1 pseudogene is annotated in these 912 nt (G+C 70.3%); it reads left to right on the plus strand.

Annotated elements, in window-relative coordinates:
- Positions 1–23: 23 nt before the first annotated feature.
- A pseudogene (locus RHBS_RS28100) lies at positions 24–912 on the plus strand (primosome assembly protein PriA); the annotation flags it as partial.

The raw sequence follows: 912 nt of genomic DNA on the forward strand, positions 1-912 counted from the left end.
CGGCTGGCGGGAGGCCGCTGCGGGTGACCGTCGCCGGCGGTCGATCCGCGGTGGTGGTGGTACCCGATCAGCGAGACCTCGATCGGCTGGAGGCGGCCTGCACGGCTCTGCTCGGTGCCGACCGGGTGGTGGCGTTGTCGGCCGGATTGGGCCCGGCGAAGCGGTATCGGCAATGGTTGCGCGGTCTGCGATCGGGCCCGGTCGTCGTGGTGGGGACCCGCAGCGCAGTGTTCGCTCCGGTGTCCACTCTGGGCATGATTGCCGTCTGGGACGACGGTGACGACAGTTTCGCCGAGCCCCGCTCGCCGTATCCGCACGCCAGAGAAGTTGCGTTGCTCCGAGCGCACGTATCCGGGGCCGCGGTCGTCATCGGCGGACATTCGCGGACGGCGGAGGCGGAAGCTCTCGTCGATTCCGGTTGGGCACACGACCTGGTGGCTCCTCGTGAGCTGGTCCGTGAGCGTCAACCCCACGTGGTGGCCTTGTCGGACTCGGACCATGCGCTCGCGCGGGATCCTGCAGCCCGTGTCGCCCGGTTGCCCGCGATCGCGTTCGAGGCTGCGCGCGCTGCACTGAAGGCCGATTCGCCTGTGCTGGTGCAAGTTCCGCGCGGCGGGTACGTGCCGTCACTGGCATGCGCGAAGTGTCGGCATCCGGCTCGGTGTCGCCGGTGCAACGGGCCGTTGGCTCTGCCCTCCGCCCCTGGAAGCGACGGAGCCGGCAGTCCGACGTGCTCGTGGTGTGGAATCGCCGACACCGCGCATCGGTGCACGGTGTGCGGATCACGCAACCTGCGTGCAGTCGTGATCGGCGCGGGCCGCACCGCCGAGGAACTGGGACGGGCATTTCCCGGCGTACCCATACACAACTCGGGAGGCGCCGCCGTGCTCGACGCCGTCCAACCCGGTGCCG

Origin of the sequence: Rhodococcus sp. BS-15 (genome assembly GCF_000813105.1) — a bacterium.
Taxonomy (GTDB): Bacteria; Actinomycetota; Actinomycetes; order Mycobacteriales; family Mycobacteriaceae; genus Rhodococcoides.